Source organism: Dechloromonas sp. ARDL1 (assembly GCF_051122455.1).
In the GTDB taxonomy this organism is placed as follows: Bacteria; Pseudomonadota; Gammaproteobacteria; order Burkholderiales; family Rhodocyclaceae; genus Azonexus.
The window spans coordinates 1,794,113-1,820,922 of the sequence record NZ_CP168939.1; the positions used below are offsets into that span (position 1 = coordinate 1,794,113).

The 26,810-nt window shown below is 61.9% G+C and carries 26 protein-coding genes; 12 read left to right on the forward strand and 14 right to left on the reverse strand.

Going from position 1 to position 26,810, the window contains the following annotated elements:
• Nucleotides 1-81: 81 nt before the first annotated feature.
• A complete protein-coding gene (locus AB6Q56_RS08945) occupies nucleotides 82-1,299 on the forward strand; it encodes an ABC transporter substrate-binding protein (RefSeq protein WP_434516701.1) in 1,218 nt (405 codons plus the stop codon).
• On the opposite strand, the gene AB6Q56_RS08950 is transcribed toward AB6Q56_RS08945, so the two are convergent.
• Complete coding sequence (locus tag AB6Q56_RS08950; RefSeq protein ID WP_434516702.1) at nucleotides 1,284-1,958, reverse strand: ABC transporter ATP-binding protein; 675 nt, start codon at nucleotides 1,956-1,958, stop codon at nucleotides 1,284-1,286. The genes AB6Q56_RS08945 and AB6Q56_RS08950 overlap by 16 nt on opposite strands.
• Between AB6Q56_RS08950 and AB6Q56_RS08955 the strand changes: the two genes are divergently transcribed.
• Together AB6Q56_RS08955 and mnmH are read left to right on the forward strand one after the other, a co-directional pair.
• Entirely contained in the window at nucleotides 1,957-2,571 is a 615-nt protein-coding gene (locus AB6Q56_RS08955) for an arylesterase (RefSeq protein ID WP_434516703.1), read from the forward strand. The genes AB6Q56_RS08950 and AB6Q56_RS08955 overlap by 2 nt on opposite strands.
• Nucleotides 2,572-2,575: 4 nt before the next feature.
• Nucleotides 2,576-3,637 (forward strand): tRNA 2-selenouridine(34) synthase MnmH, encoded by a 1,062-nt coding sequence (mnmH, locus tag AB6Q56_RS08960; RefSeq protein WP_434516704.1) that lies wholly within the window; start codon nucleotides 2,576-2,578, stop codon nucleotides 3,635-3,637.
• Here mnmH and AB6Q56_RS08965 read toward each other — a convergent pair.
• Entirely contained in the window at nucleotides 3,610-4,149 is a 540-nt protein-coding gene (locus AB6Q56_RS08965) for a class I SAM-dependent methyltransferase (RefSeq protein WP_434516705.1), read from the reverse strand. The genes mnmH and AB6Q56_RS08965 overlap by 28 nt on opposite strands.
• On the opposite strand from AB6Q56_RS08965, the gene AB6Q56_RS08970 reads away from it, so the two are divergent.
• A complete protein-coding gene (locus AB6Q56_RS08970) occupies nucleotides 4,148-4,555 on the forward strand; it encodes an OsmC family protein (RefSeq protein WP_434516706.1) in 408 nt (135 codons plus the stop codon). The two genes, AB6Q56_RS08965 and AB6Q56_RS08970, sit on opposite strands and share 2 nt — an antisense overlap.
• 90 nt (nucleotides 4,556-4,645) lie before the next feature.
• Complete coding sequence (locus AB6Q56_RS08975) at nucleotides 4,646-7,363, forward strand: GNAT family N-acetyltransferase (RefSeq protein WP_434516707.1); 2,718 nt, start codon at nucleotides 4,646-4,648, stop codon at nucleotides 7,361-7,363.
• Between the two features lie 84 nt (nucleotides 7,364-7,447).
• On the opposite strand, the gene AB6Q56_RS08980 is transcribed toward AB6Q56_RS08975, so the two are convergent.
• The 3 genes from AB6Q56_RS08980 to AB6Q56_RS08990 all read right to left on the reverse strand — a co-directional run bounded on the left by AB6Q56_RS08980 (nucleotide 7,448) and on the right by AB6Q56_RS08990 (nucleotide 9,187).
• The gene (locus AB6Q56_RS08980; protein WP_150430025.1) at nucleotides 7,448-7,657 is read right to left on the reverse strand and encodes a DUF3460 family protein; all 210 of its coding nucleotides are present in this window, start codon (nucleotides 7,655-7,657) and stop codon (nucleotides 7,448-7,450) included.
• A gap of 61 nt (nucleotides 7,658-7,718) precedes the next feature.
• On the reverse strand, nucleotides 7,719-9,002 hold the full coding sequence (locus AB6Q56_RS08985) for a Glu/Leu/Phe/Val family dehydrogenase (protein WP_434516708.1): 1,284 nt from the start codon (nucleotides 9,000-9,002) through the stop codon (nucleotides 7,719-7,721).
• An 11-nt stretch (nucleotides 9,003-9,013) separates the two neighbouring features.
• Entirely contained in the window at nucleotides 9,014-9,187 is a 174-nt protein-coding gene (locus AB6Q56_RS08990) for a hypothetical protein (RefSeq protein ID WP_434516709.1), read from the reverse strand.
• A gap of 137 nt (nucleotides 9,188-9,324) precedes the next feature.
• Here AB6Q56_RS08990 and AB6Q56_RS08995 point away from each other — a divergent pair, with 137 nt between their 5' ends.
• Entirely contained in the window at nucleotides 9,325-10,455 is a 1,131-nt protein-coding gene (locus AB6Q56_RS08995) for an alanine--glyoxylate aminotransferase family protein (RefSeq protein ID WP_434516710.1), read from the forward strand.
• Nucleotides 10,456-10,494: 39 nt separating this feature from the next.
• Here AB6Q56_RS08995 and AB6Q56_RS09000 read toward each other — a convergent pair whose 3' ends face one another.
• On the reverse strand, nucleotides 10,495-11,274 hold the full coding sequence (locus AB6Q56_RS09000) for a DUF1684 domain-containing protein (protein ID WP_434516711.1): 780 nt from the start codon (nucleotides 11,272-11,274) through the stop codon (nucleotides 10,495-10,497).
• A gap of 88 nt (nucleotides 11,275-11,362) precedes the next feature.
• Between AB6Q56_RS09000 and AB6Q56_RS09005 the strand changes: the two genes are divergently transcribed.
• Nucleotides 11,363-11,665 carry a DUF2502 domain-containing protein gene (locus AB6Q56_RS09005; protein ID WP_434516712.1) on the forward strand — a complete coding sequence of 101 codons (303 nt, stop codon included), beginning with the start codon at nucleotides 11,363-11,365 and terminating at the stop codon, nucleotides 11,663-11,665.
• Between the two features lie 69 nt (nucleotides 11,666-11,734).
• On the opposite strand, the gene clpB is transcribed toward AB6Q56_RS09005, so the two are convergent.
• Entirely contained in the window at nucleotides 11,735-14,317 is a 2,583-nt protein-coding gene (gene clpB / locus AB6Q56_RS09010) for an ATP-dependent chaperone ClpB (RefSeq protein ID WP_434516713.1), read from the reverse strand.
• A 197-nt stretch (nucleotides 14,318-14,514) separates the two neighbouring features.
• Here clpB and AB6Q56_RS09015 point away from each other — a divergent pair, with 197 nt between their 5' ends.
• Nucleotides 14,515-16,149 carry a methyl-accepting chemotaxis protein gene (locus tag AB6Q56_RS09015; RefSeq protein WP_434516714.1) on the forward strand — a complete coding sequence of 545 codons (1,635 nt, stop codon included), beginning with the start codon at nucleotides 14,515-14,517 and terminating at the stop codon, nucleotides 16,147-16,149.
• 37 nt (nucleotides 16,150-16,186) lie between these two features.
• Here AB6Q56_RS09015 and AB6Q56_RS09020 read toward each other — a convergent pair whose 3' ends face one another.
• From AB6Q56_RS09020 to AB6Q56_RS09045, 6 genes are all read right to left on the reverse strand, one after another.
• Nucleotides 16,187-17,062 (reverse strand): PhnD/SsuA/transferrin family substrate-binding protein, encoded by an 876-nt coding sequence (locus AB6Q56_RS09020; protein ID WP_434516715.1) that lies wholly within the window; start codon nucleotides 17,060-17,062, stop codon nucleotides 16,187-16,189.
• Nucleotides 17,063-17,073: 11 nt separating this feature from the next.
• Nucleotides 17,074-17,526, reverse strand: coding sequence for a molybdopterin synthase catalytic subunit MoaE (gene moaE / locus AB6Q56_RS09025; protein ID WP_434516716.1), 453 nt, complete (start codon nucleotides 17,524-17,526; stop codon nucleotides 17,074-17,076).
• 47 nt (nucleotides 17,527-17,573) lie between these two features.
• Complete coding sequence (locus AB6Q56_RS09030) at nucleotides 17,574-19,160, reverse strand: peptide chain release factor 3 (protein WP_434516717.1); 1,587 nt, start codon at nucleotides 19,158-19,160, stop codon at nucleotides 17,574-17,576.
• 53 nt (nucleotides 19,161-19,213) lie between these two features.
• The gene (locus AB6Q56_RS09035; protein ID WP_434516718.1) at nucleotides 19,214-19,942 is read right to left on the reverse strand and encodes a DUF2189 domain-containing protein; all 729 of its coding nucleotides are present in this window, start codon (nucleotides 19,940-19,942) and stop codon (nucleotides 19,214-19,216) included.
• Between the two features lie 99 nt (nucleotides 19,943-20,041).
• A complete protein-coding gene (locus AB6Q56_RS09040) occupies nucleotides 20,042-20,887 on the reverse strand; it encodes a D-hexose-6-phosphate mutarotase (RefSeq protein WP_434516719.1) in 846 nt (281 codons plus the stop codon).
• On the reverse strand, nucleotides 20,871-21,212 hold the full coding sequence (locus AB6Q56_RS09045) for a DUF3301 domain-containing protein (protein WP_434516720.1): 342 nt from the start codon (nucleotides 21,210-21,212) through the stop codon (nucleotides 20,871-20,873). The genes AB6Q56_RS09040 and AB6Q56_RS09045 overlap by 17 nt, the downstream gene beginning before the upstream one ends.
• 88 nt (nucleotides 21,213-21,300) lie before the next feature.
• On the opposite strand from AB6Q56_RS09045, the gene AB6Q56_RS09050 reads away from it, so the two are divergent.
• Together AB6Q56_RS09050 and AB6Q56_RS09055 are read left to right on the forward strand one after the other, a co-directional pair.
• Nucleotides 21,301-22,830 (forward strand): hypothetical protein, encoded by a 1,530-nt coding sequence (locus AB6Q56_RS09050; protein ID WP_434516721.1) that lies wholly within the window; start codon nucleotides 21,301-21,303, stop codon nucleotides 22,828-22,830.
• A gap of 113 nt (nucleotides 22,831-22,943) precedes the next feature.
• Nucleotides 22,944-23,789, forward strand: coding sequence for a 23S rRNA (adenine(2030)-N(6))-methyltransferase RlmJ (locus AB6Q56_RS09055; protein ID WP_434516722.1), 846 nt, complete (start codon nucleotides 22,944-22,946; stop codon nucleotides 23,787-23,789).
• A 33-nt stretch (nucleotides 23,790-23,822) separates the two neighbouring features.
• Here the strand turns inward: AB6Q56_RS09055 and AB6Q56_RS09060 are convergent, their stop codons facing one another.
• Nucleotides 23,823-24,179 carry a nucleotide pyrophosphohydrolase gene (locus AB6Q56_RS09060; RefSeq protein WP_434516723.1) on the reverse strand — a complete coding sequence of 119 codons (357 nt, stop codon included), beginning with the start codon at nucleotides 24,177-24,179 and terminating at the stop codon, nucleotides 23,823-23,825.
• A 92-nt stretch (nucleotides 24,180-24,271) separates the two neighbouring features.
• On the opposite strand from AB6Q56_RS09060, the gene AB6Q56_RS09065 reads away from it, so the two are divergent.
• A complete protein-coding gene (locus AB6Q56_RS09065) occupies nucleotides 24,272-25,507 on the forward strand; it encodes a dicarboxylate/amino acid:cation symporter (RefSeq protein WP_434516724.1) in 1,236 nt (411 codons plus the stop codon).
• A gap of 149 nt (nucleotides 25,508-25,656) precedes the next feature.
• Nucleotides 25,657-26,751, forward strand: a complete 1,095-nt coding sequence (locus AB6Q56_RS09070; protein WP_046535740.1) for an IS5 family transposase — start codon at nucleotides 25,657-25,659, stop codon at nucleotides 26,749-26,751.
• The last annotated feature ends 59 nt before the right edge of the window (nucleotides 26,752-26,810 follow it).

A 26,810-nucleotide genomic window follows, 5' to 3' on the forward strand; every position in this document is an offset into this window, starting at 1 on the left:
GGGTTTTCCCGCTTAGTGACAACCCCAATTTCGTTATTGCTCGCGATTCACTAGGCTTTCCTGGCAAACAGGAGGAACCTCATGTATCGACTGACCACCGCAATCACCGGCATCGCACTGTGCTTAAGCATGCAGACCGCACAAGCCAATGAACCGATCCGTATCGCCGTGACCGGCCCTTATTCAGGCCCATCATCGCCCATGGGCCAGTCGATGCTGGCCGGGGTACGGCTGGCGATCGGCGAAATGAATCTAGGCGGCGGGCTGCTCGGGCGACAACTGGTACTGGTCGAAAAGGACGACAAAGGAGAGCCGGCAGTCGGCAAGCAAGTGGTCGAAGAGGCCATCCGTCGGGACAAGGTGGTCGCCGGCCTCGGCTTCGTCAATACCGGGGTCGCGCTGGCTTCGCTGAAGGCCTATCAAGAAGCGCACGTACCGGTGATCGTCAACGTCTCCACTGGCAGCACCGTGGCCCGACAGTTTTTCCCGCCCGCCGTTGCCGACAGCTACGCCTTCCGGAACTCGGCCAGTGACGACATCCAGGCCGCAATGATCGTTCGCGAAGCCGTCAAGCGCGGCCATTACACCAAGCTGGCCATCTTTCACGACAGCACGCCATACGGCGAGCAGGGTCGCGATCAACTGACCAAGGAGCTGGCTGCACTCGATCTCAAACCGGTGGCGGTTGAAAGCTTCGCGCCAGGTACCAAGGATCTTGCCGCCGCCCTGCAGCGCGCCCGAACCGCCGGTGCCGAGGCGATCCTGACCTATGCCATCGGCCCGGATCTCGCCGTGATCGCCAACGGCCGCGCCAAGCTTGGCTGGAAGGTGCCGATGATCGGCAGCTGGCCCTTGTCGCTACCCAATTTCATCGAAGCCGCCGGTAAGAACGCCGACGGCGCGCGCATGCCACAAACCTTCATCGAGGCACCCAACAATTACCGACGCACCGCCTTCATCAGCGCCTATCACCAGGCCAATGGCAGCAAGCGGATTCCGTCCGCCGTATCGGCTGCCCAGGGCTACGACTCTGCCTTGCTGCTCATGGCGGCGATCAACCAGGCAGGCAGTACCGAAGGGTCGAAAATCCGCGCCGCGCTGGAAAACCTGCAAAAACCGGTCTATGGCGTGATCACGACCTATTCCCCTCCCTTCACCAAAGATGACCACGAGGCGCTGAGCGACAACATGGTGCTGATGGGCGAGGTGAAACAGGGAAAGGTCGGCTTTGCCCACCCCGACGACGAGCGGCGCAGCCTGCTCGTGCACCGCAAGCCGAAAGCTCAGCCGGTCAACTGACCTGACTGGATACGCAGCGTCCGTCCACAACGGGCGGCGATTGCCTCGTCGTGGGTGACCAGCAGCAAGGTGGTTCCCTGGCGGGCATTGAGATCGAACATCAACTCGATGATCTGGCTGCCGGTTGCCGCATCGAGATTGCCTGTCGGTTCGTCGGCGAGGATCAGCCCGGGGTTCGGCGCGAAGACGCGGGCAAGCGCGACACGCTGCTGCTCGCCGCCGGAGAGATGCTTGGGGTAATGTTTCAGGCGATGGTCGAGGCCGACACGTTCCAGCCAACCGCGCGCCGTCTCCGCCGCGCCGGCAACTCCCGCCAGTTCGAGCGGCAGCATGACATTCTCCAGCGCCGTCAGCGAAGGCAGCAACTGGAAGGACTGGAAGACGAAGCCGAGCGCGCGTCCCCGCAACCTGGCCAGTTGATCTTCATCCAGAGCGTTCAAGGATACGCCGTCAAGCCGGACTTCCCCCGAACTTGGCGCATCCAGGCCGGCGAGCAGGCCGAGCAGGGTGGACTTGCCGGAACCCGAGGCACCGACGATCGCCACCGTTTCACCCGACATGACCGAAAAGGAAATATCCTGCAGAATCGTCAGTGGTTCACCGCCGTTATCGACGGTCTTGCCCAAGCCCGAGACTTCCACTACCGGTTTATCTGCCATGCGGCCCGTCCTCTTCCTTTGCCTGTTCGTGTCTGCCCTGCTCTGTCTGCCGCTGCCAGCCCAGGCGGCGAAGACCATCCTGATCATGGGCGATTCGCTCTCCGCCGGCTACGGCATACGGCCCGAGCAGGCCTGGCCGGCCCTGCTCGGCAAGCGATTGTCCGAAAAACGGCTCGATTATAGCGTCGCCAACCTGTCGATCTCCGGCGAGACCACAGCCGGCGGTCGTTCCCGCCTTGACGCGGCGCTCAAGACCCACAAGCCGGCCGTCGTCGTCATTGCCCTTGGCGCCAACGACGGCCTGCGCGGCCTGCCGTTAGGCCAGATGCGCGACAACCTGAATGCCATGATCGATGCATCGCGCGCCGGCGGCGCCAAGGTGGCGCTGGCCGGCATGCGCCTGCCACCCAATTACGGCCCGTACGCCAACGACTTCGTGCGCAGCTTTGCCGAGATCGCCAAGGCGAAAAAGGCGCCCCTGATCGAATTCCTGCTTGAGCCGGTAGCCGCCCAGGCCCGCTACTTCCAGGCGGACAACCTGCACCCGGTTGCCGAAGCGCAGCCGCTGATACTGGACCACGTCTGGCCCACCCTGCTCCCCTTGCTAAAATAGCGGGATGAAACGTCCCAACCCCACCGTGGCCGACCTGGCGGCCTACGACGAAATCATCGACGTGCGCTCCCCAAGCGAATTCGCCGAAGACCACATTCCGGGCGCCATCAATTGCCCGGTATTGGACGATGCGCAGCGCGCCGAGGTCGGCACCCTCTACAAACAGGTTTCGCCTTTCGAAGCCAAGAAGATCGGCGCCGCGCTGGTTTCCGAGAACATCGGTCGCCACCTGAAAGAACGCTTTCTTGATCGCCCCAAAAGCTGGAAGCCGCTGATCTACTGCTGGCGCGGCGGCGAGCGCAGCGGCTCGATGACGACCATCTTCCGCGCCATCGGCTGGAACGCCGGACAACTCGACGGTGGCTACAAATCCTGGCGCAGCCACGTCATCGCGCAACTGGATGAACTGCCGGCACGATACCGCTTCATCGTCCTCTGCGGCGCCACCGGCAACGCCAAGACGCGCATCCTGCAAGCGCGGGGTAAACGGGGTACGCAGATTCTCGATCTGGAAACGCTGGCCAGCCACAAGGGGTCGGTGCTCGGCGTGCTGCCCGATCAGCCACAGCCTTCGCAGAAAGCCTTTGAAACGGCCCTGCTGGCCTCGCTGTCAGGACTCGACCCGCAGCGCCCGGTATTCGTCGAGGCGGAAAGTCGCAAAATCGGCAACTTGCACGTTCCGGAAGCCCTGATCGAGCGCATCCGGCAAAGCGACTGCGTGACGGTCGATGCCACGCGCGAGGCCCGCGTCAGCTTCCTGCTCAAGGATTACGACTACTTTCTTGGCCGCCCGGAACTGCTGGCGTCACGCCTGGAAGTCCTGCGCTCGCAACACAGCCGGGAAACCATCGAGCGCTGGCATGAACAGGTCAGGGCCGGTGACTGGCCGGCGCTGGTGCGCGAACTGCTCGAACTGCACTACGACCCCTTGTACCACCGTTCGCAGCACAACAACTTCACCGGCATGCGCCACCCGGAAGCCTTCACCACCGACGACCTGTCACCGGCCGGTATCGAGCACCTGGCCGATGCCATCGCTCAGTCGCGCACGGCGCAGATGGCCTGACGCATGGCCGGTTTCGGGCCATCCACGTAGCCTTCCTCGAAGGCTACTTCCCGCAAGCCGGCAGCAGCGGCAATTTCGCGCAATTCGCCGGGGCGCAACAGAAAATCGGGATTCGACGGCTTGCCGTAGGCCGCGTTGCCGAGCATGAAGGTTTCGTAGATCAGTACCCCGCCTGGCGCCAGCATGGCCAGCAGATCGTTCAGACGGGCTCGCCACAGGTAGTTGGTGACGACGATGCCGGCGTAGCGACGACCGCTCAAGGGCCATGCGTCGCCTTCCAGGTCGAGCCGGCTGGTTTCGACACCGGCGCAGCCGCTGAGGCCGGCGATGGCCGCCGCATCGCGGTCGACGGCATGCACCGCGTACCCCTTGGCGGCCAGCCAGCGGGCATGGCGCCCGCTGCCGCAGGCCAGGTCGAGCACCGTCCCGCCTGCCGGAATTCGCTCGCCATGCCGCAATACCCAGGAAGATGGCGGTATGATCGTCGGGTTTTCATTCAAGGAGATCGGCATGTCGGGCATCGTGATCGTTGCGGAAAATGGAAAGGGAAGATACCAGCAGGTGGTGACTGCCGGCCAGCACCAGTGGCTTGCCGACGAACCCGAAAGCCTGGGCGGCTCGGATGCCGGCCCGGCGCCGTTCGATCTGGTGATGTCCGGACTGGGCGCCTGTACCTCGATGACGCTGCGTATGTATGCCGAACGCAAAGGACTGCCGCTGGAGCGGATCAGCGTCGCGCTGAGTCACGACAAGGTCGAGGTCGACGGCGCCAATCGCGACCGGATCAGCCGGCGGATCACCCTCGAAGGCAACTTGAGCGACGAGCAGCGCCAGCGCCTGTTGGAAATCGCCAACAAGTGCCCGGTCCATCGCCTCTTGTCGCAGTCGGCGGTCCTTGCATGCAGTCTGGAAAACTAGCCAATAACCCTGACTGGATCAATGACAATACAGGGCACCTGTGAGAAAATGACGCACTGCACAATAACAGCCTAACACGAGGGGCTTGCCATGCTGGAACAGCACTATCTCACCGCGCTTTTCGAACCGAAATCCGTCGCCGTGATCGGCGCCTCGGACCGTGAAAATTCGGTCGGCAACATCATCTTCAAGAACATCCTTGGCTCCGGCTACAAAGGCCGGCTCTACGCCATCAACCCGAAGCACGACACCATCCAGGGGCAGCAGGCCTACAAGTCGATCGAGGAAATCGGCGCCCGCGTCGAGCTGGCGGTCATCGCCACCCGCGCCCAGACCGTCCCCCAGTTGATCGAGCAGTGCGGCCGCAGCGGCGTGCGCAACGTCATCGTCATCACCGCCGGTTTCTCCGAGTCCGGCCACGTCGGCGCCGCCATCGAGCGCAAGATGCTCGAGATCGCCCGCTCCTACAACGTCCGCATCCTCGGCCCGAACTGCCTGGGCATCATCCGCCCCGAACTCGGCCTCAACGCCACCTTCGCCAAGATCACCGCCAAGGCCGGCAACCTGGCCCTCGTCTCGCAGTCCGGCGCCATGTGCTCCGCCGTGCTCGACTGGGCCAAGGCCAACGACGTCGGCTTCTCGTCGGTGATCTCCATCGGCATGACCGCCGACGTCGATTTCGGCGAAATCCTCGATTACCTGATCTACGATAGCCGCACCCACTACATCCTGATGTACGTGGAAGGCATCCGCAATGCCCGCCGCTTCATGAGCGCCCTGCGTTCCGCTGCCCGCATCAAGCCGATCATCCTGCTCAAGGCAGGCCGCCACGAGGCCGGCGCCATGGCCACCGCCACCCACTCCGGCATGGCCGCCGTATCCGACACCGTGTTCGACGCCGCCGTGCGCCGTGCCGGCGTCGTTCGCGTGCAGAACGTCGGCCAGCTGTTCTATGCCGCCAAGGCACTGGCTTCCAAGTTCCGCCCGCAGGGCAACCGCCTGGCCATCATCACCAACGGCGGCGGCCCGGGCGCCATGGCCGCCGACCGTGCCGGCGACCTCGGCATTCCGCTGGCCGAACTGACCAACGAAACGATGGCGGTGCTCAACAAGGCGATGCCGACCAACTGGTCGCACGCCAACCCCATCGACATCGGCGGCGATGCGACGCCCGAGCGTTACCGCGACGCGATCATGGCCGTCACCCACGACGCCAACGTAGACAGCACCTTGGTCATGCTGTCGCCGCAGGCGATGACCGATCCGCTCGGCGTTGCCAAGGCGATCATCGAAGTTGCCGACAAGTTGAACCGTTCGCTGATCTGTTGCTGGATGGGCGAGGACCAGGTGCGCGAGGGGCGCAAGCTGCTCGAAGAGAACGGCATCCCGGCCTTCCGCATGCCGGAAACCGCCATCGAGCTGTTCCATCACATTTCGAAGTACTACCGCAACCAGAAGCTGTTGCTGCAGACGCCGGAACCGACCCGCCAACACGGCCGCCCGGAAGCCGAAGGCGCCAAGATGCTTATCGAGGCCTTGCTCGCCGAGCGCCGCAAGGTACTTTCGGAAATGGAATCGAAGGCCATTCTGCGTGCCTTCAAGGTGCCCGTTGCCCAGACCATGGTTGCCCGTACCGCGACCGAAGCGCTCCTGCTCGCCGAGCAGATCGGCTTCCCGATTGCCATGAAGGTCGATTCGCCGGACCTGCCGCACAAGTCGGATGCCGGCGGCGTGCGCCTCAACATCGGCAATGCACCGGCCGTGCGCAACGCCTACCACGACATCATCGATACGGTGCACAAGCGCCGTCCGGACGCCAAAATCAACGGTGTATCGATCGAACCCTTCCTGTCGCGCCCGAACGGCCGCGAACTGATGATCGGCGTTTTCCGCGACCCGATCTTCGGACCGGTCATCACCTTCGGTGCCGGCGGTTTCGACGTCGAAATCTTCTCCGACCGCTCTGTCGCCCTGCCGCCGCTCAACCGTTTCCTGGCCAAGGACCTGATCGACTCCACCCGTGCCGCCAAGATTCTCGGCCAGTTCCACAACATGCCGCCGGCCGACCGCGAATCGATCAAGGAAGTGCTGCTCTGCATCTCGGAAATGGTCTGCGAACTGCCGTGGATCCAGGAACTCGACCTCAACCCGCTGATCGTCGATGAAAACGGCGCCATCGCCGCCGATGCCCGCATCGTCATCGACCATGCGGCGAGCGCCACCGGCGACCGCTACGCCCACATGTCGATCTATCCCTATCCGGTACACCTGATCCAGGAATGGCAGATGAACGACGGCCAGGTCGTCACCATCCGTCCGATCCGCCCGGAGGATGCCGACATGGAGCAGGAATTCGTCAAGAACATGTCCGACGAATCCCGCTACTACCGCTTCATGGATACCCTGCGCGAGCTGACCCAGACCATGCTGGTGCGCTTCACGCAGATCGACTACGATCGCGAAATGGCCCTGGTGGCGACGATCACCAAGGAACTCGAGGACAATGTCGACGGCGTCGAACCGTACGAGCACCAGATTGGCGTCGCCCGCTACGTGGTCAATCCGGACGGCGAATCGGTCGAATTTGCGCTGGCCGTCGGCGACGACTGGCAGAAGTGCGGTGTCGGCCGCAAGCTGATGACGGCGCTGATCGAGTGTGCCCGCATGAAGGGCTACCGCGCCGTGGTCGGCGACGTGCTGTCGACCAACGCCAAGATGTTCCGCCTGATGACCAGCCTCGGCTTTACCATCCACCCGCACCCGGACGACACGGCCGTCAAGCGCGTGGTCAAGCCGCTGACGGGCTGACACTGGATTGCTCCGGACTCGTCCGGAGCGCACCAAAGCAAAAAGCCGGTCGATGACCGGCTTTTTCTTTGAACGTCGCGGCGTTTATTCGCCGAAGAAATTCACGTCGTACGGGTAGGATTTCTGCGGAACCTTGGAAGCGGCGTTGCGTGCCGAGGTATCGACATCCTGCTTCTTGTCCCACCACAGGGCGCGGCCGGCCTTCTGGTCTTCGACCCACTCCGGATTCTTGGCAAGCATTTCGTTCATCCAATCCTGATGATCGGACGTGTACGTGGTATTGACGTCACCCATTTCGCGACATTCCTCAAGCTAAACAAGACGATTTTGCGATTCTAGCATGCCGTATCGGCCCTCAGGGGTACAAACCACGGGTCGCCCGCGCCGCCAGCACGCGACTGCAGCCGATCACGAAGGCCGCCGTGCGCAGCGACAAGCCACGCTCCCCAGCCAGCTGCCAGATGGCATCGAAGGCTTCGGTCATGATGCGATCGAGGCGAGCATTGATTTCATCCTCGCTCCAGAAGAAGCTGGAGAAATCCTGCACCCACTCGAAATAGCTCACCGTGACGCCGCCGGCGTTGGCCAGCACGTCGGGAACGACCATCACGCCTCGCTCGGCGAGGATAGCCTCGGCCTCCGGCGTTGTCGGGCCGTTGGCACCTTCGACGACGACTCGAGCCGCGATCTGCTCGGCGTTGTAACGATTGATCTGCGACTCGAGTGCCGCTGGCACCAAAAATTCGCACGGTAGTGCCCAGAAATCGGCATTGGGCAACACTTCCGCCCCCAGGGCACCGAGCAGCGTACCGTTGGCCGCATGAAAAGCTTTCAGGGCCGCCACATCCAGCCCGGCCGGGTTGTAAACCGTGCCGCTGACATCCTGAATGGCAACGATCCTGGCCCCGGCCTGCGAAAACATCCGGGCACTCGCCTCACCGACATTGCCGAAGCCCTGCACGATCACCCGCGCGCCTTCGATCGGCAGATTCATGCGCCGAGCGGCCTCGCGCGCCGTGACGAAGACACCGCGCCCGGTGGCGTCCTGCCGCCCGAGCGAACCGCCCAGCGCCAGCGGCTTGCCGGTGACCACGCCGGTCACGGTCCGCCCCTCGCCCATCGAGTAGGTATCCATCATCCAGGCCATGGTCTGGGCATTGGTGTTCATGTCCGGCGCCGGAATATCCTTGTCCGGGCCGATCATCGAACTGATCTCGCTGGTGTAGCGGCGAGTCAGGCGCTCCAGCTCGGAGGCGTTGAGCTGGCGCGGATCGACCCGGATGCCGCCCTTGGCGCCGCCAAAAGGCACGTTGACCACAGCGTTCTTGATGGTCATCCAGCCGGACAGCGCCATGACCTCGGACAGGGTGACGTCCTGATGGTAGCGGATGCCGCCCTTGCCTGGCCCGCGCGATGTGTTGTGATGCACGCGGTAGCCCTCGTAGTGGGCAATTTCACCATTATCAAGACGAATCGGCACATCGACGATCAGCGAACGCTTGGGCCGGCGCAAGGTTTCCACCCAGGGTTGCAGCGCCGGTTCGAGCAAGGGTGCCACTTGTTCGACCTGGTGCAGGAAAATGCGCCAGGGACCGAGATTTTCGGCAGAAATGTACGAAGGCAATTGGGTCTGCATCATGGCTACACCTTTCATGCTTCAAGCGTCATCAGGGCAATATTGCCGCCGACCGTGGCGATGCGGGTGCTGACCACGTGCTCGACGACCACGCAATGCGAAGAATAGCCTTCCGCGGACAGCATGAAAACCGCCAGCGCCAGAGCATTCTTCGTCGACGGGGATGGCAACCGCCGCGAAAGGCTCATTCATCACGCAGCGCGACTGGCAACTGAAGCCTTTTCAACACGATTTCCGAACAATCATCTTTTGTGGCCTTGACTGGCACAGCCGCCTGCCCTGGAGTTATGCTCTGCCACTGCACTCAACAACCGGAGAGACAAACGTGAGCGCCCTGCTACCCCACCCCGATCCCGATGGCCTGCTTGAATACTCGGTGGTTTATACCGACCGCGCCTTGAATCACATGTCGCAGCGTTTCCAGGGCGTCATGAAGGACATCTCGCGCCTGCTGAAAAAGGTCTACAACGCGCATTCGGCCATCATCGTTCCCGGTAGCGGCACCTTTGGCATGGAAGCCGTCGCCCGCCAGTTCGCCACCAATCGTAAAGTGCTGGTCATCCGCAATGGCTGGTTCAGCTTCCGCTGGACGCAGATTTTCGACATGGGGAACATTCCCGCCGAGAGCATCGTGATGAAGGCGCGCCAGGTCGGCAACGGTAGCCAGGCGCCCTTTGCCCCAGCTCCCATCGACGAGGTGGTGGCGGCGATTCGCCAGCACCGGCCAGCCGTGGTCTTCGCACCGCACGTTGAAACGGCATCCGGCATGATGCTGCCCGACAGCTACATCAAGGCGGTCGGCGCCGCGGTACGAGAGGTTGGCGGCCTGTTCGTGCTCGATTGCATCGCTTCGGGCACCATCTGGCTCGATATCGTGGCCAACGATGTCGACGTCCTGATCAGCGCTCCGCAGAAGGGCTGGAGCGCCTCGCCCTGCTGTGCCCTGATCGCCCTGGGCGAACGCGCCCGTGCCCGCATCGACGAGACGACGAGCAGCAGCTTCGCCTGCGACCTGAAAAAGTGGCTGCAGATCATGGAAGCTTTCGAAAACGGCGGCCACGCCTACCATGCCACGATGCCCACCGATTCACTGGCAACGATGCGCGATGTCATGCTGGAAACCGAAGCCTACGGTTTCGACAAGGTTTGCCAGGAACAACGCGAACTCGGCCGGCAGGTCCGCGAACTGCTCGAATCCCGCGGTTTCCCCAGCGTCGCGGCCGACGGTTTCAAGGCACCCGGCGTGGTCGTCAGCTATACCAGCGATCCGGATATCCAGTCGGGCAAGAAATTCATCGCCCAGGGTTTCCAGACGGCCGCCGGCGTTCCGCTGCAATGCGACGAACCACCGGAGTTCCGAACTTTCCGGATCGGCCTTTTCGGCCTCGACAAACTGCACCATCCGGAACGCACCGTCGCCCACCTTGCCAGGGCGCTGGATTCGCTCCAGGGCTAAAAAAAGCGCGGTCCAAGCCGCGCTTTTTCGATTTTGGAGTCAGGATTTTCCGACGTATTTCTGCTCACCGGCCGGTATCGCGAACGGCAGCCAGTTTTCTGGCGGCGGCAAGGGGCAGGTCGCAAACGGCGTAAAGGCGCAGGGCGGGTTGTAGGCACGATTGAAATCCAGCCGGATGCGGCCATTTTCCGGTGCCGACGCTTTCAGGAATCGTCCGGCACCATAGCTTTCCTTGCCGCTGGTGCGATCGCGAAACACGAAGAAAACCTCGTGCTCGCCAACCGACATCGGTAGCAAGGCCACCGCCTGGCCCGCGTGCTCGAATACGGCGCGGTGCGAAACGCTGACCGGTTTCAGATCGCCGCTGACATTGGGCACTTCCATCAGCAGCGGCGGATCGATCGTCTCCCAGACGGCATCCACCACCCAAGAGGTATCGAACGGAAAGTACGCCAAGCCGGCGAAGGGCGTGCGGCGTGCCCAGTCACGGTCGCGCACGCGAACCGCCAGCTGCCCTTCGCGATCGACGACGAAGAGGGAAAGCTGGCCGACTTCCACCATCGTCGGCTCGCCATCAAAATCCGTCTTCAGGGTTTGCGGCTGCCCTCCCGTCGGTTGCCAGCGCAGCGCATCCGCTTCCCAGACAATCGTCCCCTGTTCGGGAAGACCATTCGGCAGGACGACCTCTGCCCCCTCGTCGGAACCAACGCGATTGACACCTTGCTGCAGCCAGAACAAGCCGATCAACCCTAGCCAGCTGGATGGCGCTGCCAGTTCGGCCTGTCGTTCACGCTGCCAAATTTCGAGATCATTTACCATAAATTACAATTCCCTTGTTTTCCGCACCCGCAGCGATCCGTTATTCGCTTAACCTGACCATTCTGAAGTCAAGACGAGGAGCAACATCATGAAAAACATCATTCTGGCGGCACTGATCGGTACCGCATCCCTTTGCGCCCAAGCAGTAGACGTCAATGTCAATCTCGGCAACGTCCGCGTGCAAGGCCCTGGCGGCGTGACCGTCACCTTCGGCAGCCGCGATACGCGCGGCTACTACTGGGACGGCTACGAATACCGCGACCCCGAATACTGGCGTCGGCACGACGGTCCTCGTGGCGAGAAATACTATACCGGCCGCGGCAACAATGGGGTTCCTCATCAAGGCGGCGGCCACTGCCCGCCGGGCCAGGCCAAGAAGGGCAACTGCTGAGTTCCACGACAGGCTCCTCAAAGAAGCGCGACCTTTCGGCCACACTTCTTTTTGGCAGAAAGGTTCTGCTTAATCCTTGCCAAAACGCATGATGCCGTTTTCGCAGGACACGCGGATCGTATCCTTGGCACCAAATTTCCCTTCCAGGATGGCCTTGGCCAGCGGATTCTCGATCTGCTGCTGGATGGCGCGCTTGAGCGGTCGCGCGCCGAACACCGGGTCGAAGCCGGCCTGCGCCAGTTCGGACAAGGCGCTGTCGTCGACGACGATGCCCATTTCCAGCTGTGCCAGCCGTTTTTCAAGATAACCGAGCTGTATCTTCGCGATGCCGGCGATGTGCTTCTCGTCCAGCGCGTGGAAGACCACCACCTCGTCGATGCGGTTGATGAACTCGGGCCGGAAGTAGGTTTTCACCTCCGCCATCACCGCCATCTTGATCACGCCGTAATCGTCGCCTGACATCTGCTGGATCATCTGGCTGCCCAGGTTGGACGTCATCACGATCACCGTGTTCTTGAAATCCACGGTGCGGCCTTGGCCGTCGGTCATGCGGCCATCGTCCAGCACTTGCAGCAGCACATTGAAGACGTCCGGGTGGGCCTTCTCGACCTCGTCGAGCAGGATCACGCTATACGGCTTGCGGCGCACGGCTTCGGTCAGATAGCCGCCCTCTTCGTAGCCCACGTATCCTGGAGGAGCGCCGATCAGGCGGGCAACCGAGTGCTTCTCCATGAACTCGCTCATGTCGATGCGGATCAGGTGCTCCTCGCTGTCAAACATGAATTCGGCCAGCGCCTTGCACAACTCGGTCTTGCCGACCCCGGTCGGGCCCAGAAAAAGGAAAGAGCCGTAGGGCCGGTTGGGATCGGACAGGCCGGCGCGCGAACGGCGGATGGCATCGGCCACCAGGCGCACCGCTTCATCCTGCCCAACGACGCGTTTGTGCAGGCGCTCCTCCATCTTCAGCAGCTTGTCGCGCTCGCCCTGCATCATCTTGCTAACGGGGATGCCGGTGGCACGTGACACGACCTCGGCGATTTCCTCGGCGCCGACCTGGGTGCGCAGCAGCTTGTTTTTCTGCGGCGCGCCATCACCGGCGGCTTCAGCACTCTTCAGTTGGGCTTCAAGCTGCGGCAGCTTGCCGTATTGCAACTCGGCAACCTTCTCCAGCTTGCCTTCACGCTGGAACCGGGCGATGTCCGCCTTGAGGTGGTCGATTTCCTCCTTGATCTGCGCGGACCCCAGCACGGCCGACTTTTCGGCCTTCCAGATTTCCTCGAGATCGGAATATTCCTTGGTCAGACGGGCGATCTCGTCCTCGATCAGGCCCAGGCGCTTCTGCGAGGCCTCGTCCTTCTCCTTCTTGACGGCTTCCCGCTCGATCTTGAGCTGGATGATGCGGCGGTCGAGCTTGTCCATCGACTCCGGCTTGGAATCGATTTCCATCTTGATACGGGCGGCAGCCTCGTCGATCAGGTCGATGGCCTTGTCCGGCAGGAAGCGGTCGGTGATGTAGCGATGGCTTAACTCGGCAGCGGCGACGATGGCCGGGTCGGTGATATCGACGCCGTGGTGCAGTTCGTACTTCTCCTGCAAACCGCGCAGGATGGCAATGGTGGATTCCACGCTCGGCTCGTCGACCAGCACCTTCTGGAAACGGCGCTCCAGCGCGGCGTCCTTCTCGATGTACTTGCGGTATTCGTCGAGCGTCGTGGCGCCGATGCAGTGCAGTTCGCCACGCGCCAGTGCCGGCTTGAGCATGTTGCCGGCGTCGATGGCGCCCTCAGCCTTGCCGGCGCCGACCATGGTGTGCAGTTCGTCGATGAACAGGATGATGCGCCCTTCATCCTGCGCCACTTCCTTCAACACCGCCTTCAGGCGTTCCTCGAACTCGCCGCGATACTTGGCACCGGCCAACAGGCCGGCCATGTCGAGCACCAGCACCTTCTTGCCCTTCAAGGTTTCCGGCACTTCTTCATTGACGATGCGCTGGGCCAGACCTTCGACAATAGCCGTCTTGCCGACGCCCGGTTCGCCGATCAGCACTGGGTTGTTCTTGGTGCGGCGCTGCAAGATCTGGATGGCGCGGCGGATTTCATCGTCGCGGCCGATCACCGGGTCAAGCTTGCCCTGCGCGGCGCGTTCGGTCAGGTCGATACAGTATTTCTTCAGCGATTCGCGCTGGCCTTCGGCTTCCTGAGAGTCGACGCCCTGCCCGCCGCGCACGGCCATGATTGCAGCTTCGACCGACTTGCGGCTCAGGCCGTGCTGCTTGGCGATACGACCGGTTTCGCCCTTATCGTCACACAGAGCGAGCAGGAACATTTCGCTGGCAATGAACTGGTCGCCACGCTTCTGCGCTTCCTTGTCGGTCAGGTTAAGCAGGTTATTGAGGTCGCGGCCTACCGAGACATCGCCGCCATGCCCTTCCACCTTGGGCAAACGGGTCAGCGCCTGCTCCAGATCGCGCTTCAGGCCCGGCACATTGACACCGGCCCGCGACAGCAAGGAAGCCGTGCCGCCATCGTCCTGCTGCAGCAAGGCAAGCAGCAGGTGCTGCGGCTCGATGAATTGCTGGTCGCCACCGATGGCCAGGCTCTGCGCATCGGCTAAAGCTTGTTGGAACTTGGTCGTAAATTTATCGAGTCGCATACCTGCTCTCCCATCGTGGAATTTCCAATACCGGACAGATAAGGATTGCACCGGCCAATTTCAAGCTGACGACGACAATCTGCCGCTTATTTGAGATTTCGGGGTTCTTTATGGCAAAGCTTGTGCTACATTGGCAAGAAAAATTAATATTTTTAACATTAATAACAAGTCAATTCACCATCCGGAAGGAGAGCGAGATGTCGAGCCCGGGACTGACACTACGTACCAAATTACTGGCCATGACAGCCACCACGATTGTGGCCCTGGCTGCATTGTTCGTCGTGTTGCTGATCAACGAGAAAAGCCAGATGCTCGAAGACCGACAGGCAAAAGTACGAAATCTGGTTGAGGTTGCCCATGCCACTGCTGCCCATTTCGAAAAATCGGCACGTGACGGCCAGATATCGATGGATGAGGCAAAACAGCGCGCCGCCGCCGCCATTCGCAGCATGCGCTACGACAAGGTTGAATATTTCTGGATCAACGATCTGCAGGACATGATGATCATGCATCCGATCAAACCGGAACTTGAGGGGAAAAAGCTGGATCAGTTGAAAGACAAGAACGGCAAGCTGCTATTCCTCGAGTTCAACAAAGTGGTCAATGCCAGCGGCGCCGGTTTCGTCGATTATCAGTGGCCAAAGCCGGGCTCCGACGAGGGCGTTCCCAAGATATCCTACGTCATGGGTTTCGCTCCCTGGGGCTGGGTCATCGGTTCCGGTATTTATGTTGACGACGTGGACGCCAAGTTCCGTGTCGATGCCATCAAGCTAGGCATTCTGGGTTTGCTGATCGGCGGCTTCATCGCCATTTCCCTGCTGACGCTGTCACACAACATCGTCAAGACGCTGGGCGGCGATCCGTCCCTCGCTTCAGCCATCACCCAGCGCATCGCCAGCGGCGACCTGGCAACCCCGGTGGACTGCAATCCCAACGACCAGACCAGCTTGCTGGCCAACATCCGCTCCATGCAGGAAACGCTGCGCAACATGATCGCCAGCATCGTCAACAATGCCGAACAGGTAGCCAATGCAGCCGACCAACTACTCCATGCCTCCGAAGCCGTTGCCGACCGCGCCAGCCAACAAAGCGATGCCGCCTCGTCAATGGCGGCCTCGGTGGAAGAAATGGCCGTGAGTATCGACCAAGTCAAGGAGAATGCCGCCGAAGCCCATGGCATCTCGCAAACGGCTGGCTCGCTATCGCAGGAAGGGGCCGCAGTGATCCATCATGCCGCCAGCGAAATGCGCAAGATTTCCGACGCGGTACAGTCCTCGTCGCAAATCGTCGAGGAACTGGGACGACAATCCGACCAGATCACCTCCATCGTCAATACCATCAAGGAAATTGCCGACCAGACCAACCTGCTCGCCCTCAATGCCGCCATCGAAGCAGCGCGCGCCGGCGAACAGGGCCGCGGCTTCGCGGTCGTCGCCGACGAAGTGCGCAAGCTGGCCGAACGCACCAGCCTGTCGACCACCGAGATTGCGGACATGGTTTCCAAGATACAGACCGGTACGCGCAATGCGGTTGACAGCATGCAGGCAGGGGTAGAACAAGTGACCAACGGCGTCGCGCTGGCCAATCAGGCCGGCGAATCGATCAACCAGATCCGCGATGGCGCCTCGCGGGTGACCGATGTTGTAAACGGCATTTCCGAGTCGATTGCCGAGCAAAGCATGGCCGGCAACGAAATCGCCCAGAAGCTGGAAACCATCGCCCAGATGTCCGAGGAAAGTGCCCTGGCCGTCCGCCAGACATCCGATGCAGCCCGGCACTTGCAATCGCTGTCCGCATCGCTCCACCAAACGGTCGCCCGCTTCCGGACCTGAACGCCGACAGGGTTCTGGCGCTTACCTCGCTGGAACCCTACTCGATGAAGCGCTCGGCACGCTTCATGACTTGCCGAACACGATCGAAATCCGCATCCGTGGCCGCAACCAGACCGTCGCGACTAAGCAGTTCAAGCTCCACCGCGGACAGACCCAGCAATGACAGGACCAACATGTCAGCTACCGCCGTCGGCAAATCGGCCCTCGCCACCCAGGCATGTGCCGGGCTCTTCATCGTGTGGATGGCACGGAGTTTCTTCCCCGCCCCAAGCTTCCGGAAAGTGACTTCGTTGGAAGCCCCCGCGTCGAAACCGCCGTCGCTTACCCCCTTCAAGACCTTGTCGTGCCGATGGAGGTAGCGATAACCGGCCAGGTCGCTGGCATATATCCCCGCCTCGACAAGCGCTGCTTGCGGGTAATAGCGGCCCGTGGTCGAGTTGTGCGAACCGAATGCGAAGGTTTTTCCCCGCAAATCCTTGAGCGTTCGAACAGGCGAATTCGCCGGCACGAAAATATAGCCGGTCAGTAAACGCAAGCCATTCTGCGTCTCCATGGCCAGCAATCTCAACGATGGCTTCTGCTCCTTGGCCAGGACGTAGTTAACCGGCCCCATGCGCGCGAAATCAACCTTGCCGGCAACGAGCCCCTGGATCGCCTCCTCATAACTCTGAAAAATCTGGATCTCGATATCAACCCGATGACCAGCCGCCAAAAAACGCCTTTCAAGGCCGGCACGAATGGGTTTGATCTTTTCCAGCTCTTCGCTGGGCAGCTCGGAAGGGTAGGTACCCAGGACCAATGTTCTTGGCAAAGCCGACGCCGAATCCATGGCCCGCACAGCGCCGCTGGCCATAAGCAGCACGGCCGGCAGCACACAGCCAAGCACCGCGCACCACCGCTTCGCGAAGCCCATTGCGCCGTGCCTCAGGCTGTCCAGCGGTTGGCCGCGCTGTCGTCCGTTTCACGCGCGTCGACCCAGCGCCCGCCATCCGGCGTCGCTTCCTTCTTCCAGAACGGTGCGCGCGTCTTCAGATAATCCATGATGAACTCGCATGCCGCAAATGCCTCGCCACGGTGAGCGCTGGTCACTGCGACGAGCACAATCTGATCGCAGGGTTTCAGCGGCCCAACGCGATGGATAACCAATGCATCGTAAAGCGCCCAGCGACCTCTCGCCTCGGTGATGATTTCCTCGAGCGCTTTCTCGGTCATGCCAGGGTAGTGCTCCAGCGTCATTTCCGACACGCTGGCTCCGTCGTTCAGGTCGCGCACCAGGCCGAGAAAGCTGGCCAACGCGCCAATCCGGGCATCGCCGGCACGCAGCGCGGCCAGTTCTGCGCCAACATCGAAATCTGCTTCCTGTACCCGAACCGCCATTCTGCTCTCCCCCACTTGCCCCCGACAACCACGAACGAACTACCGCCTCAAGCCACCTCGCGCGCCTCAAGGAAGCGCAGGTTGGGATATTTCTCTTTGACCATGTTCAGATACACATTGTTCGGCGCTAGATAGACCGGATCATCCGCCCCGTCGAGCGCAACGTTGGCGCTGTAGCGGTCGGAAAGTTGGCGCAGTTCGGCCGCGTCACCGGTAATCCAGCGCGCTGTCGAGCAGTTGTAGCTTTCGAAAATGACCTGCACGCCATATTCGTGCTCCAGGCGATGGGCGACGACATCGAACTGCAACGCGCCAACCGCACCGAGGATCATGTCTGAGCCGGAGATCGGACGGAAGAGCTGGGTCGCGCCCTCCTCGGCCAACTGCTGCAAGCCCTTCTGCAGTTGCTTGATCTTCAGCGGGTTGCCAATGCGCGCCAAGCGGAACATTTCGGGCGCGAAGGACGGGATGCCAGTGAAGCGCAGGTCTTCACCCTCGGTAAAGGTTTCGCCCAGGCGGATAGTGCCGTGGTTGGGAATACCGATGATGTCGCCGGACCAGGCTTCATCGGCAGTGGAGCGATCACGCGCCATGAAGGTGATGGCATTGTTGATCGACAGGGTCTTGCCGGTCGCCACCTGCTTGACCTTCATGCCCCGGTCGAAGCGGCCGGAACAGACGCGTAGGAACGCGATGCGGTCGCGGTGCTTGGGATCCATGTTGGCCTGGATCTTGAACACGAAGCCGGAGAACTTGCCCTCGTTGGGAGCCACCTCGCGCGCCTCGCCCTTGGCCAACGCCGGACGTGCCTTGGGGGCCGGCGACAGTTCGACCACGGCGTCGAGCAGGCTCTGCACGCCGAAATTGTTGACCGCCGAGCCGAAGAAAACCGGCGTCTGCTTGCCGGAAAGATAGGCCTCGGCATCGAAGGGATGCGAAGCGCCGCGCACCAGCTCGATGTCGGTACGCAATTCATCCGCCTGCGCACCGATCAGTTCATCCAGACGCGGGTTATCGAGTCCCTTGATGATCTCGGCCGTGCCCTTCTCGGCCTGCGGGTCGAAAAAGGCAATGGTGTCGTCGTACAGGTGATAGACGCCACGGAAGCGCTTGCCCATGCCGATCGGCCAGGTGATCGGCGCGCATTGCATGCCGAGCACGGATTCGATTTCGTCGAGCAGATCGATCGGTTCCTTACCTTCGCGGTCGAGCTTGTTGATAAAGGTCAGGATCGGGGTATCGCGCATGCGGCAGACGTTCAAGAGCTTGATGGTCTGCGCCTCGACGCCGTTCACCGAGTCGATGACCATGGTCGCCGAGTCGACGGCGGTCAGCGTGCGATAGGTATCTTCCGAAAAGTCTTCGTGGCCCGGCGTGTCGAGCAGGTTGATCATGCATTCGCGGTACGGGAACTGCATGACCGACGAGGTCACCGAGATGCCGCGCTGCTTTTCCAGCTCCATCCAGTCCGAGGTCGCGTGGCGCGACGCCTTGCGGGCACGCACTTCACCGGCGACCTGGATGGCGCCGCCGAACCACAACAGCTTTTCGGTCAGCGTCGTTTTACCGGCGTCGGGGTGGGAGATGATCGCAAAAGTGCGACGGCGGGAGATTTCTTGGTCGAGAGCGGACACGGTAGACGGGAAAAGGCGGAAAACCGTGCATTATACCCCGTCCGGCCACCACCTCAGACCGGCAGCGCGGCCCGATACAACGCCCGACTGGCGTAGGCAAGCCAGGGCAAGGTCAGCAACAGCAGCGGCAAGGCCAGAATGCTGCCGATGACCGTCGCCGACAGCAGAACGGCCCACACCATGGCGATGAAGAAATTGCCGAAGACGACGCGGACGCTGGTCACCACTGCCTCGACCAGCCCGGCCCGGCGCTCGCACAAAAGCGGCACGGCAAAGGCCGATATGGTGAAGAGCAGGAAAGCGACCACCGCCCCGGAAACCGAAGACCACAGCACGAAGCGAGAAACGCTGGCCGAGGCCGGCAAAAGTTCGCCCAGCCAGACCGGCACGTCGCCGATCATGTAGGCATAGAGGATCGCGGCGTCGGTCACGAAGATCATGAACAACAGGCCGCAAACCAGCGCCAGTGCCCAGATGGCGCGACTAGCACCGGAAAACCCGGCAGCCACCGACGAAAAACGCACGCACCCCCCTGCTTCATGATCCCTGGCAATTCCGAAGAACCCCGCCAAGATGGCCGGCCCGACGAGCATGAAGGCGCCCGCCGCCGCGATGACGAAGGGGGTCCAGCCGCGGACCAGCAGGCCGCCAATGATGCCGGCGCCGACCAGTACGAAAATCGCGGTATAGGCGATGCTGGTTCCCTTCGTCTCGCCGGCCAGCCGCCAACCTTCGGCCAGGGCGTCGAACAAGGTATCGAGAGTAAGCGGCTGGGCAGTCATGGCGTCTCCGGTGTCATGGCGCCCTACGGGCGCAATCTCCGACGAGACTAACGGAGCATGCCGCCCGGCTCTCTAATGCAAATCAAATTTGCCGGCCGGTCAGACCGCCACCAGCGTTTGCCTGCCGTACCATTCGTCGCCGGCCGCCACAACGACTGGTTGCTCGGCGGCAGCCTCGACGCACAGCATGTGCCGCCAGCCATCGGCCGGCATGTCGGCCAGAGCCGCGCACTTATCGACCCACGGGTTCCACACCACCACGTCCGGGAAGCCCTGGCTTTGCGTCGCCAGGCTCAAGTTGCCGGCCTGTAGCAGTTGCGGCCGCTTCACCCGGCGATAGACGCGGTCCATCTCGGCTTCAACGGCGATATGGGTGCCGCTATCGCGAATCACCGCATCACCGTTGGCCGCATCGCGGTAATCGTGACCATACAACCCTTCCAGCGTCACATCCTCGACCTGCACGACGCGCAGATAGGTATGCAGGGCACCGGTGAAGGAAAATTCGGCGCCGCCAGTATTGGTCACGCTCAATTCGAGATCGAGGCGGTCGGCCTCGAGCATCACCGTCAATTCGAGGTGGAAAGCGTGCGGCCACAGGCCCCGGGTCGCCTCGTCATCCGACAACGCCAGCGTGGCTAGTGCGTAGTCGTCGCCGCAACGTTGAGCGCCAAGCTGCCAAGTGCGCGTCCGGACGAAGCCGTGCTTGGGCAGGTCGCCCAGGCCTGAAAACTGCGGCCAGCAGACCGGAATGCCGCCCCGGATAGCCACGCTGCCGTCGAAAACGGCCTTGTCGGATAGGAACAGCCGCTCGCGGCCGTCGGGTGTGATCCAGGACAACACCTGGGCGCCCAGCTTGCTGACCACGGCACGGGCGCCGCGCGGCCCTTGCAGGCGCAGAGCCGGGATGCCGTGGAATTCGATTTCTTCAATGGAGGGTTTCATGTGGATTCGGAACGATGTAAAGGTGAGGACGAACATGCAGCATGTCGACCTGATGTCCGGTCATGGTCACACTGCCAAAACAGCGATTATTGCCCGTATCGCTGTATTCGAAGGCAAAAATACGCTGCAGCCGCATCACGCCCTCGTCATCCCGCTGCAATCTCACGGACCGTCCAACCACGGTTTCGTCCAGAAACTGCAAGCCCTCCTCCTGGCAGGCCTTGCGCGCCGCCAGAACCCCAATCTCGCGCGCCTTCAGGCTATCCAGCCAAAACCATATAGCGCCGGCGAGCGCGCACAGAAGTAACAATTCGTACCAGTTCATCGCATTAGTATACGAAAAGCGGAAATTCTCCACAGAAAATCGATTAGATTTATCTGATAATTCGCACGTCAAAATATATCCCCAAGCCATGGACTCCCCGCTGCAATTATTTCGCGAATTGCTCCCGTTCGGCCCGTCAAGCGCCGAGCAGAAAAGCGTTGCGGCAGTCCGTGGTCTGCTGGATACCCTGGTCGGCCTGTCTCCACAGGAGACCGTCGCCAAACTGGCCGGGACAGTATTGCCGACGGTGAATCGCCAGCCCAACCTCCACATGCGCTTCAAGCTGCTCGAGGATATCCGGCACGAAACAGAACAAGCCCTCCCGACTCTCGAGCAGGAAATAAGCGAGGCCGTCCTGCCGCTTCCGCTTGCCACGACGACCGCCGCGCTCCACGTCGACAACCTGCTCAAGGGCCTGTCGATCGCTTATGCCAGCATCGCGAGGGGTATCAACAAGGGGCCACTCGAAAGCGGCTTGAGCCACCTCTTCCATCGCAGCGTCCAGCGCGCGATGGCCATGATTTCCCGACGCCAGCTGTTGGCCTACCGAGCCTACGCTGCGCCCTCCGCGTCATCCTGGCAGACACTGCACGATCTCTACCAAATGGTGCGCGGGCCGCTTTCGATGCCATTGAACGGCGAAACGGCGCCCATTGAGCATGAATACCTCGGTGCGCTACTGTTCGCCTATCTGGAGCCCAGCAAACTGCCACGCTCCGAGCTGGAGATGATCAACATCTGCTCCCGACAGCTGGCGGCCTATGCCAGCATCGGCGACGCGCTAGCCGATCCCGCCGGCATCAGGCATCCGGACTCCTGCTTCATGGTGCGTCCCGACGAAGGCAATCCGGGCTATCCGCTATCGCGCCTGCCGGCGACCACCTCCACGTTCGGCAGCCTGCTGGTCGATTGTTCGCAGGTGCTGGCGGCGCTCGACCGCAACATCACCCGTCGGCCAGGTAAAACCGTCGAGCCAGACCTCAACGCGCCGCCCGCCGTATTGCAATCGCTGCGCGTGGCCATTGGCGGCAAGAGCTCGCGACGCTTCAGCCGGACGCACTTCCGCCCCCGTGGCGATCTGGTTTCCGGATTCAACTCCGTCGTCACCTTTCTCGACGGCAACGCTTTTTCGCGGCGCTCGGTCGACGCCGCCCATCGTTACAACGGACGTGAATTTACCTCCAGCGAATGGGCGCTGGTTGACGAAAGCCCGGACGGATTCCGTCTGCGCTTCATCAAGGGAGAAAAGAAAACGCTGGGTGCCGGCGACGTCGTCGCCCTGCAGCCTCGCGAATCGAGCAAGATCCATGTTTGCTTCGTTCGGCGTATCTCGTCGTCGCAGGTCCGCCTCGAAATCGGGCTCCAGCTGATGTCGCCGCAAGTCAGCGTGGTCGATGTCACCATCGAGGACGTAACGGACGATTGCCGGGCTATCTTCTTGCACAGCCTGCCGGCTTACGGCAAGTTCGCCGGCCTGATCATCCCGCCGGGCACTTATCGCTCCGGCCAGAAGGTCCTGGTCAAGCTGCCCGGCCGCTCCCTGCTCCGCCAGCTTGGCAACTGCATGGAAGCCAACGAAGGCCTGGCATTCTTCTCCCTGGAGCAGCTCCCCGACTAGGGACGGCTCGCCCCCCGGCGCTTGCCTGTCGCAAGGACTACGCGGCACAATCCCGGCCTTGTCCAGTGCTGCTCCGGTACAGGACTTTCCACCCGAAACAGGTCCCCTTCCCGATGCTCAGCTACCGCCATGCCTTTCACGCCGGCAACCACGCCGACGTACTGAAACACCTCATCCTCGTCCAGATAGCGGAATACATGGGCGAGAAGCCGGCGCCGTTCTGGATTATCGACACCCATGCCGGAGCGGGGCGCTATTCGCTGGAATCGCCGCACGCCACCAAGCTCGGGGAATACAAGGACGGCATCGGCCGTCTATGGGATGCCAAGGGCCTGCCGCCGGCAGTCACCGACTATGTCGATCTCGTCCGCCAACTGAATCCCGACGACCAGCTCAAGCATTACCCGGGGTCGCCGTGGCTGGCTCGCCAGTTGCTGCGTGAAAGCGACCGGCTGCGTGTCTTTGAAATGCACAGCACGGACATCAAGCTGCTGCAGGAATGCTTCAAGGGCAGCGGCCGCGCCGTCACGGTTTCCGAAGGCGACGGCTTCGCCGGTCTGAAGGCGCTGCTGCCGCCCCCGCCCCGGCGCGCCCTGGTGCTGATCGACCCGTCCTACGAAACCAAGAACGACTATGCCGCGGTAGTCAAGGGCATGCAGGAAGCCTTGAAGCGCTTCCCGACCGGAACCTACGCGGTGTGGTACCCGATGCTCGCCAAGCTCGAATCCCGCCAATTGCCGGAAAGGCTGAAAGGACTGGGCGCCAAGAACTGGCTGCACGCGACGCTGGAAGTGAAGGCGCCAGCCAGGGACGGCTTCGGTATGAACGGCAGCGGCATGTTCATCATCAACCCGCCGTGGACGCTGGAAAAGAAACTGCACGAAACCCTGCCCCGTGTCACCGAACTGCTCGCCCAGGGCGACGGCGCAAAATACGCGCTGGAGAGCGAATCGGTCTGAACCGGAACCCCGCCGACCGACACACCTCGCCAGCTAGCTGAACTCGGTGTACTTGGCCCGCGAACCGTAGGCCTTGGCGACGGGGTACTTGAGTTCGTTCTTGCGCAGCTTGGCATGAGCCGCCTCGGCGAGATCGATGCCGGCCTTGTCGGCGACCAGCAGCAGAAGCAGCAGGATATCGGCGCATTCGTCGCGCAGGGCCTCGGCAGATTTCGCATCGCCCGGCATCGCATCGATCTCGGCATCGCTCTTCCACTGCGTCAGCTCGAGCAGTTCGGCCGCCTCGAGATTGAGCGACACGATGAGATTGCGCAAGGAATGGAACTGGCGCCAGTCGCGCGCATCGCGAAAGGCCTGTATGGCAGCGGTGAGTACGGAAAGTTCGCTCATGTCCCAATTCCCCGATAAGAAGCGGCGATGATGCCAGTCGTCAGCGCCGCCGACAACGTAGAATTGGCGCATTTCCACCCCCGAACCGCGCCATGAGACTCCCTTCGCTGAACACGCAAATCCTGATCGGCTGCCTGCTCGGCCTGGCGGGCGGCAGCTGGCTGTCGACACCGAACGCCGCACCGGTCGTGCCGGAGGTGCTCTACGGCGCCAAGATAGCCGGCAACCTGTTCCTCGATCTGCTGCGCATGGTCTTGGTGCCGCTGGTTTTCGCCTCCATCGTCACCGGCGTTGCCAACCTGCGCGCCCACGACCAGATGCACCGGGTATGGACGACGACGCTGGCTTTCTTCTTCCTGACCATGGCCATCGCCATCGTCATCGGTTTCGGTGCCGCGCATATTTTCCGCCCCGGCGAAGGGCTACAGTTGGAAATGTTCGCCGAGGCAACCCGCAACTACCAGGCGCGGCAGATGCCACTGCCCGACTACATCGCGCAGTTCATGCGCGGGCTGTTCCAGAACCCGTTCAAGGCGCTGGCCCAGGGCGAAATCCTGGCCGTCGTCATCGTTGCGCTCTTCCTGGGCATTGCGCTGGTCATCGGCGGCGAGCGCTACCGCAACATCCGCATGCTGATGACCGAACTGCAAGAGCTCTGCCTGATGATCGTCGGCTGGATCATGCGCCTCGCCCCGCTCGGCCTCGCCGCCCTGCTACTGCAACTGGTCGCCACGCAGAACCATGCCCTGCTGGCCAGCCTCGGCCACTTTATCGCCGTCGTCATCGGTTCGACCTTGTTCCACGGCATCATCGTCCTGCCGCTTATCCTCTGGCTGGTCACCCGCCATTCGCCCTGGTCGTTCTTCAAGGGTTCGCGCGAAGCGCTACTGACAGCCTTCGTCACCAGTTCCAGCGCGGCGACGCTGCCCATTACCTTGCGCTGTACCGAGCAGCACCTGCACGTACGAAAAGATATTGCCAGCTTCGTGGTGCCGCTCGGCGCCACGGTCAACATGGACGGTACCGCCCTCTACGAGGCGGCGGCAGCCCTCTTCGTCGCCCGCCTGGCCGGCATCGAACTCGACATCGCCAGCCAGATGATCATTTTCTTCGTCGCCATGCTCGGCGCCATCGGCGCGCCGGGCATCCCCAGCGTCGGCATGCTGTCGATGGTGCTCGTACTCGAATCGGTCGGCCTGCCTACCGAAGCCATCGCCATCCTGCTACCCATCGACCGCATACTCGACACCGTGCGCACCGCCGTCAATGTCGAAGGCGATATGGTCGGCAGCCTGGTAGTGCAGAAACTGTCCGTCGAGCAAGACTGACACCACGCTCGCCGGCGTCGGCCAGGTAGCGCTGTCGCAACCGACTCAGCGTTAGCAGGCTGCTGAAATACTTCCCCATCCTGTCGACGAAACAGCGGGTTTGATCGTTATAGAGATTCACCGAGATTACCGAGAGCACAAAGCGGATCATGCGCGGAGCCGACACCTTCACCGAGAGTTTGTTTACGATGCGTCGCCTGGACGACTTTGTGCCGGCGCAGCACCCGTTGCGGCCGATCCGGGCGATGGTGAATCGGGCGCTCAAGGATATCGAACCCCTGCTCAGCGGCATGTATGCCGCCGACGTCAAAGGCGGTCGCCCCAGCATTGCCCCGGAGAAACTCCTGCGTGCCATGCTGCTGCAAATCTTCTACAGCATTCGCTCGGAACGGCAATTGATGGAGCAGACCCAGTACAACCTGCTCTTTCGCTGGTTCATCGGCCTATCGATGGACGATGCAGTCTGGGTGCCCACCGTCTTCACCAAGAATCGCGAACGCCTGATTGCCCACGATGCCGTGATCGAACTCTTCAATGCGGTACTGGCCATTGCCGAGAAGCAGAACTGGCTATCAGGCGAACATTTCAGTGTCGACGGCACGCTCATCCAGGCTTGGGCGGGACACAAGAGTTTCCTGCGCAAGGACGGCGGAGATGATGAAGGCGGCGGCAATTTCAAGGGCCAGTCACGCAGCAATGACACCCACGCCTCACGTACCGACCCGGATGCCCGACTGTACCGCAAGGGCAATACCGCCAGTGAGTTGCGCTACATGGGACACACCTTGAGCGACAACCGCCACGGACTCATTGCCAGTGCGGTCGTGACCACGGCCGATGGCTATGCCGAGCGGGAAGTTGCCAAGGCCCTGATCGCCGATGCCCGCCAAGTCGCCGGCGAAACGGCTGAAATCACCCTCGGCGCGGACAAGGGCTACGATGCCCAGGAATTCATTGCGGCACTCATCGAACTGAATGTCATTCCCCATGTGGCGCAGAACACCAGCCATCGCCGTTCTGCCGTGCCGGACGACATTGCCGGCAGTGACGGTTACGCGATCTCCCAGCAAAAGCGCAAACTCATCGAACAGGGATTCGGCTGGGCCAAGTTCATTGGGCCGATACGCCAGGTGATGGTGCGCGGACTGGAGAAGGTCGATCAGTTGTTCGTGCTGACCATGGCCGCCTACAACCTGACGCGCATGCGCTCCTTGGGAGCAATCCGTCCGCTGGGGGCAATATGATAGGAAAACACCTCGGAATCCCTGTAAAACACGTGCGAACGACCGAAAATCCGCTTCGC